Raw genomic sequence first — 8,520 nt, 5'->3', positions numbered from 1 at the left:
GGCCTGATGCACCCGGGCGACAAGCCGGGTCTGGGCGTCGACCTCGATGAGGAACTCGCCGCCAGATACGAATACAATCGCGCCTATCTCCCGGTGAACCGCCTCCAAGACGGCACCATGACAAACTGGTGACCGGCCCGATCATGAGAGGCCGGCAGGTGAGAGGATTTCAATGAACGCGACCGTCAGCGCAGAAGCGCCGATCCTGCCCAAGCCATCGGGCAAGGTTCGCTGGATCGTCTGCGGGCTGCTCTTCGCGGCGGTCGTGCTCAGCTATATCGACCGGCTCGTCCTGTCCGTGCTGAAGCCAGATCTCGCCGTGCAATATCATTGGACGGAGGCCGGCTATGCCGATCTCGCGGTCGCGTTCCAGCTCACCTACGGCGTCGCCTATGTGATCTTCGGCCGGCTGGTCGACCGGGTCGGGGCGAAGATCGGTTATGCCATCGCGGTCACGCTCTGGACGATCGGCCATATGGGCCATGTCCTGTTCACCACCACGACCGGCATGATGATCGCCCGGCTGACCCTCGCGTTCGGCGAGGCGGGCACCTTTCCCTCGGCCCTCGCCGCCGCGAACGAGTGGTTCCCGAAACGCGAGCGCGCCTTTGCAATCGGCATCTTCAACGCTGGCTCCAATATCGGCGCGATCGTCACGCCGCTGATCGTGCCGATCATCACCATCGCGTTCGGCTGGCGCTGGGCCTTCATCCTGACGGGCCTGTTGACGGTGATCTGGCTGATCGCCTGGTTGGGCTTCTACAACCGGCCCTCGCAGCATCCGCGCGTGTCGCCCGAGGAGCTGGCCTTCATCGAATCCGATCCGGCCCAGCCCGAGCAGATCCGCGTGAAGCGGACCTTCGCCCAAGGCACGGTCGCGCTGGTCCAGGATTATCGCGCGCTGTTCCGCCACCGTCAGACTTGGGCCTATATGGCCGGGCGCTTCCTGATCGATCCGGTATGGTGGACCTTCCTGTTCTGGCTGCCCGACTTCTTCAACAAGCAATATAATGTGAAAATGCTCGAATTCGGGCCGCCGCTGGTCATGATCTATCTGATCGCGGATGTCGGCTCGGTCGCCGGCGGCTGGATCTCGTCGCGGCTGATCGGCAAGGGCTACACCATCAACCGCTCACGCAAGACGGCGATGTTCCTGATGGCGCTGTGTGCGTTACCGATCGCCTTCGCCACCGCCGCGCCGAACATGTGGGTCGCGGCCGGGCTGATCGGCCTCGCCTGTGCCGGGCATCAGGGCTTCTCGGCCAATGTCTATACCATCCCGGGCGATCTCTTCCCGCGCTGGCGTGCCGGCTCGGTGATCGGGCTCGGCGGCCTCGCCGGCGCGATCGGCGGTGCCTTGATGGCGAAATACGCAGGCTATATCCTGGAGACCGTCGGCAGCTTCCAGCCGATCTTCATCCTCGCGGCGTGTTCCTATCTGCTTGCGCTGCTCGTCGTCCATCTGATCGTGCCGCGCTGGGAGCCGGCCACGCTCGCGCACAACGAAGGCAATCAATGACCAAGCTGACGCTCCACCCCGACCGCCTGTTCCCTGCCGAGGGCCGCACGCGCGACATCGCGCGCGCTTTGTACACCGGTGTCAAGGATCTGCCGATCGTCTCCCCGCACGGCCATACCGATCCGTCATGGTTCGCTTATGACCAGCCCTTCGCCGATCCTGCGCAACTGCTGATCGTGCCCGATCACTATGTCTTCCGTATGCTCTACAGCCAGGGCGTGCCGCTGGAGAAGCTGGGCGTGCCGACCCAGGACGGCAGCCCGACGGAGACTGACGGGCGCGCGATCTGGAAGATCTTCGCTGACCATTATCATCTGTTCCGCGGCACGCCTTCGTCGATGTGGCTCGACTGGGTGTTCGCCGAATGCTTCGGCTTCGAGGAGCGGCTCGAGCCATCGACCGCCGACCATTATTACGACTCGATCGATGCCGCGCTGAGGACCCCGGCCTTCCGCCCGCGCGCGCTGTTCGAACGCTTCGGCATCGAGGCGATCGCCACCACCGAAAGCCCGCTCGACCCGCTCGACCATCACCGCGCGATCCGCGAGAGCGGCTGGAGCGGCCGGGTGATGACCGCCTATCGCCCCGATCCGGTGATGGACCCCGAGGCCTCTGGCTTCCTCGCCAACATCGCCCGCTTCGGCGAGACCGCGGGCGAGGATATCGCGACCTTTGCGAGCTATCTCCGCGCGCACCAGTTCCACCGCGCGCGCTTCCGCGAGGCCGGGGCGACCTCGACCGATCACGGCCATCCCAGCGCCTTCACGGCGAACCTCCCGGCCGCCGAGGCCGAGGCGCTCTACCAGAAGGTCCGCACCGGCCAGGCGAGCGCCGCCGAGGCCGAGCTGTTCCGCGGCCAGATGCTGACCGAGATGGCGCGCCTGTCGATCGAGGACGGCATGGTGATGCAGCTCCATCCCGGCGCCTTCCGCAGCCATAACCCGGGCGTGCTCGCGCGCTTCGGCCGCGACAAGGGCGCCGACATCCCGTTGCCGAGCGAGTTCGTTCACAACCTCAAGCCGCTGCTCGACGCGTATGGCAACGACCCGCGCCTGACACTGATCCTCTTCACGCTCGACGAGGACACCTATAGCCGCGAGCTCGCACCGCTCGCCGGCCATTATCCCGCGCTTCGGCTCGGCCCGCCCTGGTGGTTCCATGACAGCCCGGAGGGCATGCGCCGCTTCCGCCAGCGCGCTACCGAAACCGCTGGCTTCTACAACACCGTCGGCTTCAACGACGACACCCGCGCCTTCCTGTCGATCCCGGCACGCCATGATGTCGCGCGGCGGATGGACTGCCACTTCCTGGCCCAGCTCGTCGCCGAGCACCGGCTTGAAGAGGATGAAGCGCATCAGGTGGCGAAGGCGCTGTCCTATGATCTGGTGAAGGCGGCGTACAAGCTGTGACCCGCCTCTCCAACGAAACGCTCGACGCGCTCCCGGCCGACGTCGCGGTCCCTTCCTATGACCGCTTCGCCGTGAAACCCGGCGTCGTGCATCTCGGCATCGGCGCCTTCCACCGCGCACATCAGGCCGTGATATTCGAGGCAGCGCTTGAATCCGGCGACCTGCGCTGGGGCATCACCGGCGCATCGCTGCGTTCGGCTGGCGTGCGCGACGAGATGAACCCGCAGGATGGGCTCTACACCGTGGTCACGCGCGACGGGGCGGGCGATGCGCTGAAAGTGATCGGCGCTGTGCGCGAGGTACTTGTCGCCCCGGAAAATCCGGAGGCGCTGGTCGAGCGGCTGGCCGATCCCGACGTGCACATCGTCACGCTCACCGTGACCGAAAAGGGCTACAAGCTCGACCCGGCGACCGGCGCGCTGCTCGCCGACGATCCCGATGTCGCGGCCGATTGCGCCGATCTGACTGCGCCGAAGACCGCGCCCGGATTCCTCGTCGCGGCGCTGTCCGCGCGACGCGACCTGGGCCTGCCACCCTTCACCGCGATCTCCTGCGACAATCTGCCACACAATGGCCGCCGGCTCGAACAGGCAGTGCTCGCCATCGCCCGGGCGCACCGTGCGGAGCTGGCCGAGTGGATCGAAGCGCATGGCGCCTTTCCCGAGACCATGGTCGACCGGATCGTGCCCGCCACCACCCCGGCGGATATCGAAAAGCTCGAAGGCACCTTGGGTGCGAGCGATCAGGCGATGGTGAAGGCCGAGCCGTTCCTGCAATGGGTGATCGAGGATCGCTTCTGCGGCCCCCGCCCCGAATTCGAAAAGCTCGGCGTGCAGATCACCGCCTCGGTCGCGCCATGGGAAGAAGCCAAGCTGCGCATGCTCAACGGCGCGCATTCGGGCATCGCCTATCTCGGCGGGCTGGCCGGCATCGACTTCGTCCATGAGGTCGTCGCGATCCCGGCGTTCAAGCGCTTCGTCGAGGCACTATGGGACGAAGCCGAGGCGACCTTGTCGCCGCCGCCGGGGCTCGACGTTGCCGCCTATCGCACCGCGTTGATGGAGCGTTTCGCCAACCCTGCGCTCCAGCATCGCACGCGTCAGATCGCGATGGACGGTTCGCAGAAGCTGCCGCAGCGACTGCTGGCGCCGATCGCGGCGCGGCGGGCGAAGGGGCTGGAGACCGACGCGCTGGCGCTGGCCGTCACGGCATGGATGCGCTGGCAGGGCGGACGCGACGACAGCGGCGCCACTCATGTCGTCGACGATCCGCTGGCGGCCGTCACCGCCGCCCGGCTCGCCGGCGTGACCGACCCCGAAGCGCAGGTCGCGGCGCTGCTCTCGATCGACGCGGTCTTCCCGCCGGCGCTTGCCGCGGATGAGACGTTCCGTGCGGCGCTGGTGCGGCACCTGACATCGCTTGCCGCCAAGGGTGCGCGCGCCACGGTGGAAGCGCTGTGACCGGGTTCAGCCGCCGCGAAGCGCTGGGCGCGGCGGCGGCGGCCGCGTTGCTGATGCCCGGCACGGCGCTGGCGGCGGCGCCGGGGCTCGATGCGATCGGCAAGCGGCGCGGCATCCGTTTCGGCACCTGTCTCGGCGGCCGGGGTTTCCAGGACGAGCGCTATCGCGCGCTGATCGCCGAGCAATGCGGACTGATCGTCCCCGAGAACGAGCTGAAATGGCAGGCGCTCCGCCCCGATGCGAAGACCTTCGATTTCACCCGCGCCGATGCGCTGATCGCCTGGGCGACATCGGTCGGGCTCGCTATGCGTGGCCATACGCTGCTGTGGCAGAAGACCGAGCGTTATCCGAAATGGCTGGTCGAGCATGATTTCGGCACCAGCCCGCGCGCCGAAGCCGAGCGTCTGCTGACCGAGCATGTCTCGACGGTTGCGGGCCGTTATGCCGGGGTGCTGCCGAGCTTCGACGTGGTCAACGAGGCGATCGACGAGAAGACCCGGGACCTGCGCGAAACCGTGCTGACCAGGCCGCTCGGCGCTGAGACGGTCATCGACATCGCCTTCCGCACCGCGCGCGCCGCGGCGCCGGGCATGCAGCTCGTCTATAACGACTATATGAGCTGGGAGCCGGGCAACGAGCTTCACCGCGGTGGCGTGCTCAAGCTGCTCGAAGCCTTGAAGAAGCGCGGCACGCCGGTCGATGCGCTCGGCATCCAGTCGCATATCGGCGCGCCGGGTCGCGGCAATGGCGCCCCGTTCGGCGCGCGGGACGAAAAGGCGTGGCGTGTCTTCCTCGACGATGTGACCGGCATGGGCCTGAAGCTGCTCGTCACCGAGATGGACGTGAACGACAAGCTGCTGCCGACCGACATCGTCGCGCGTGATCGCGCAGTGGCGGATTATGCCAAAGCGTTTCTCGAGTCCGTGCTCGCCTATCCGCAGCTCGATACGATCCTGTTCTGGGGGCTGGCGGACAAATATAGCTGGCTCCAGGGCCTGACGCCGCGCCCCGACGGGCTGCCCAAGCGCTGCTGCCCCTATGGCATGGACTATGAGCTCAAGCCGGTCCGCGAGGCGGTTGCGGCCGCCCTGGGCGGCGCGGCGCAACGATAGGAGGGGATCTGCCGATGAGCATGATCAAGCACGCGATTGCCGCATCCCTGTTGTGCATCGCGGTGGCCGGTTCGGCCGCACCGCCGCGCGGACATTGGTTGCGGAGCTGGGCTTCGTCGCAGCAGATCCCCGAGCCGAACAACGCGCTGCCCGATGCCGATCTGAAGGACGCGACCCTGCGCCAGGTGGTGCGCGTGACGGTCGGTGGGCCGCAGATTCGGGTGATGCTGTCCAACGCCTTCGGCACCGAGCCGCTGCGCGTCGATGCTGCGCATGTCGCGCTCTCGGCGGGAAGCGCCACCTCGACAATCGACCCCGCAAGCGACCGGGCGCTGACCTTCGACGGCGTGTCCGAGGTGACGATCCCCGCGGGCGCGAGCTACCTGTCCGATCCGGTGGCGTTGCGCGTGCCGGCACTGGCCAGCCTCGCCATCACGCTGCATCTGCCCGACGCGCCCGCGCGCCAGACCAGCCATCCGGGCTCGCGTGCGACCTCCTATGTCCTGCAGGGCAACAAGGTGGCAGCCGCCGAGCTGATCGGCGCCAGGACGGTCGATCACTGGTACCAGATCGCCGGAGTCGAGGTGCTGGCGTCCGCCAGTGCGCGCGCGATCGTCACGCTCGGCGATTCGATCACTGACGGCAACGGCTCGACCACCAACGGCAATGATCGGTGGCCCGATCGCCTGGCCGACCGGCTCCAGGCCTCGCCCGCCACGCGCGACGTTTCGGTGCTCAACCACGGTATCGGCGGCGGGCGGCTATTGCTCGATGGGCTCGGCCCCAATGCGCTGGCGCGCTTCGACCGCGACGTGCTGGCCCAGGCCGGCGTGCGCTATCTGATCGTGCTCGAGGGCGTGAACGATCTCGGCACCTTCACCCGCGATGCGCCGCAGAGCACGGCGGCGCACGCCGCGTTCGTCCGCCGCATCACCGGCGCCTATCGCCAGATCGTCGCGCGCGCCCGCGCCGCCGGCATCAAGGCGATCGGCGGGACGATCCTGCCTTATGGCGGCAACGACTATTACCACCCCGACGCGCAGAACGAGGCCGATCGCCAGGCGATCAACGCCTGGATCCGCGAGCCCGGCAATTTCGACGCGGTGGTCGATTTCGATGCGGTGATGCGCGACCCGAAGAATCCGATGCGCCTGCGCGCCGATGTTGACAAGGGCGATCATCTCCACCCGGGCGTCGCCGGGCACCGCGCGATGGGCGATGCCGTGCCCCTGTCCCTGTTCAAATGAGTCGCTGTTCAAATGAGGGGGATCGAACAAGGGCTTTGACACCGTGATACCGGCCACGGCACAGGCTTGCCTCGCCGCCGGCCCCGGATCGCGGCGCAGTATTTATCGGCAATCGGCGTTTCAGGGCTTCCCGCCTCTCGAACGCGCCGCAACCGTGACTATTTACACCCCGAACCGACCGCGATCGCGGCCAAGGAGATCAGCATGACCATCAACGGCGAAATGTTCATCGGCGCGCGTGCCGTCCGCGGCACCCAGGGCGAGATCCGCGCGATCCAGGCCGAGACCGGCGAGCCGATGGAGCCTGCTTTCGGCGGCGCGACGCTCGAGGATCTCGATGCCGCCTGCGCCCTCGCCGACACCGCGTTCGATACCTATCGCGAGACCTCGCCAGAGGAACGCGCCAAGTTCCTCGAGACGATCGCCGACAACATCATGGGCATAGGCGACGAATTGATCGAGCGCGCCATGGCCGAGAGTGGCCTGCCGCGCGGCCGCCTTGAGGGTGAGCGTGGACGCACCTGCGGCCAGCTCCGCCTGTTCGCCCAGGTCGTGCGCGACGGTCATTATCTCGACGTGCGCATCGACCATGCCGATCCGGCGCGTACACCGGCGCCGAAGCCGGACCTGCGCCTGCGCAACATCCCGGTCGGTCCGGTCGCGGTGTTCGGCGCGTCCAACTTCCCGCTCGCTTTCTCGGTCGCGGGCGGCGACACCGCCTCGGCGCTCGCCGCCGGCTGCCCGGTCGTCGCCAAGGCGCACAGCGCGCATCCCGGCACCTCGGAGCTGGTCGGCCGCGCGGTGCAGAAGGCGGTCGCCGATTGCGGCCTGCCCGAAGGCACCTTCTCGCTGCTGTTCGATTCGGGCCGCACCATCGGCCAGGGCCTGGTTGCCGATGCGCGCATCAAGGCGGCGGGCTTCACCGGCTCGCGCGGCGGCGGCACGGCGCTGATGAAGATCGCGCAGAACCGCCCCGAACCGATCCCGGTCTATGCCGAGATGAGCTCGATCAACCCGGTCATTCTCTTCCCGAACGCGCTCGCCGCCAAGGCGGAGTCGACCGCCAAGGCATTCGTCAGCTCGCTGACGCTCGGCGCCGGCCAGTTCTGCACCAATCCCGGCCTGATCCTCGGTATCGACGGCCCCGATCTCGACACCTTCGTCGCGGCGGCGGCCACGGCACTGGGCGACATGCCGGCATCGACCATGCTCACCCCGGGCATCGCCAAGGCCTATCAGTCGGGCGTCGAGGCGATCGGCAGCCACAACACCGTCGAGACGGTCGCACGCGGCAAGCCGGGGCATCATTGCCAGGGTCAGGCCGGTCTGTTCCAGACCAGCGCGGAAGACTTCCTGACTCATCACGAACTGCAGGACGAGATTTTCGGCGCGGCGTCGCTGATCGTGCGCTGCCCCGACCTTGAGACGGTGACCAATGTCGTCGACCATCTCGAAGGCCAGCTCACCGCGGCGATCCACATCGTCGAGGCCGACCATCCCGAGGCGGCCAAGCTGATCCCGCATCTCGAACGCAAGGTCGGCCGCATCCTGGTCAACGGCTTCGGCACCGGCGTGGAAGTGGCACATGCCATGGTCCATGGCGGCCCCTATCCGTCGACCGCCGACGGCCGCTCGACCTCGGTCGGCAGCAAGGCGATCGATCGCTTCCTGCGTCCGGTGTCCTACCAGGATCTGCCGGACGACCTGCTGCCCGCCGCGCTGAAGCAGGCGAACCCGCTCGGCATCGAGCGTCTCGTCGACGGCAAGCGTTGA

6 protein-coding genes and 1 pseudogene are annotated in these 8,520 nt (G+C 67.6%); all 7 read left to right on the top strand.

Going from position 1 to position 8,520, the window contains the following annotated elements; genetic code table 11:
- Positions 1-132: pseudogene (locus AC1RT8_RS20925) on the top strand (bifunctional D-altronate/D-mannonate dehydratase); the annotation flags it as partial.
- Between the two features lie 40 nt (positions 133-172).
- Positions 173-1,519, top strand: coding sequence for an MFS transporter (locus AC1RT8_RS20920; protein ID WP_493078017.1), 1,347 nt, complete (start codon positions 173-175; stop codon positions 1,517-1,519).
- Positions 1,516-2,928: a glucuronate isomerase gene (gene uxaC, locus AC1RT8_RS20915; RefSeq protein WP_493078015.1), complete on the top strand. Its 1,413-nt coding sequence runs from the start codon at positions 1,516-1,518 to the stop codon at positions 2,926-2,928. The genes AC1RT8_RS20920 and uxaC overlap by 4 nt, the downstream gene beginning before the upstream one ends.
- Positions 2,925-4,388: a mannitol dehydrogenase family protein gene (locus tag AC1RT8_RS20910; RefSeq protein WP_493078014.1), complete on the top strand. Its 1,464-nt coding sequence runs from the start codon at positions 2,925-2,927 to the stop codon at positions 4,386-4,388. Before uxaC ends, AC1RT8_RS20910 begins: the two co-directional genes overlap by 4 nt.
- Positions 4,385-5,500, top strand: coding sequence for an endo-1,4-beta-xylanase (locus AC1RT8_RS20905; protein WP_493078012.1), 1,116 nt, complete (start codon positions 4,385-4,387; stop codon positions 5,498-5,500). The genes AC1RT8_RS20910 and AC1RT8_RS20905 overlap by 4 nt, the downstream gene beginning before the upstream one ends.
- 14 nt (positions 5,501-5,514) lie before the next feature.
- Positions 5,515-6,747: an SGNH/GDSL hydrolase family protein gene (locus AC1RT8_RS20900; protein ID WP_493078011.1), complete on the top strand. Its 1,233-nt coding sequence runs from the start codon at positions 5,515-5,517 to the stop codon at positions 6,745-6,747.
- 204 nt (positions 6,748-6,951) lie between these two features.
- Positions 6,952-8,520 (top strand): aldehyde dehydrogenase (NADP(+)), encoded by a 1,569-nt coding sequence (locus AC1RT8_RS20895; RefSeq protein WP_493078009.1) that lies wholly within the window; start codon positions 6,952-6,954, stop codon positions 8,518-8,520.

It is taken from the genome of Sphingomonas sp. GW821-FHT10F11 (genome assembly GCF_058809095.1).
This window is presented reverse-complemented; position numbering and strand designations above follow the sequence as displayed.

Coding starts and splice junctions, on each gene's coding strand:
- AC1RT8_RS20920 (WP_493078017.1), top strand. CDS start 173: ATGAACGCGACCGTCAGCGCAGAAGCGCCGATCCTGCCCAAGCCATCG.
- AC1RT8_RS20895 (WP_493078009.1), top strand. CDS start 6,952: ATGACCATCAACGGCGAAATGTTCATCGGCGCGCGTGCCGTCCGCGGC.
- uxaC (WP_493078015.1), top strand. CDS start 1,516: ATGACCAAGCTGACGCTCCACCCCGACCGCCTGTTCCCTGCCGAGGGC.
- AC1RT8_RS20900 (WP_493078011.1), top strand. CDS start 5,515: ATGAGCATGATCAAGCACGCGATTGCCGCATCCCTGTTGTGCATCGCG.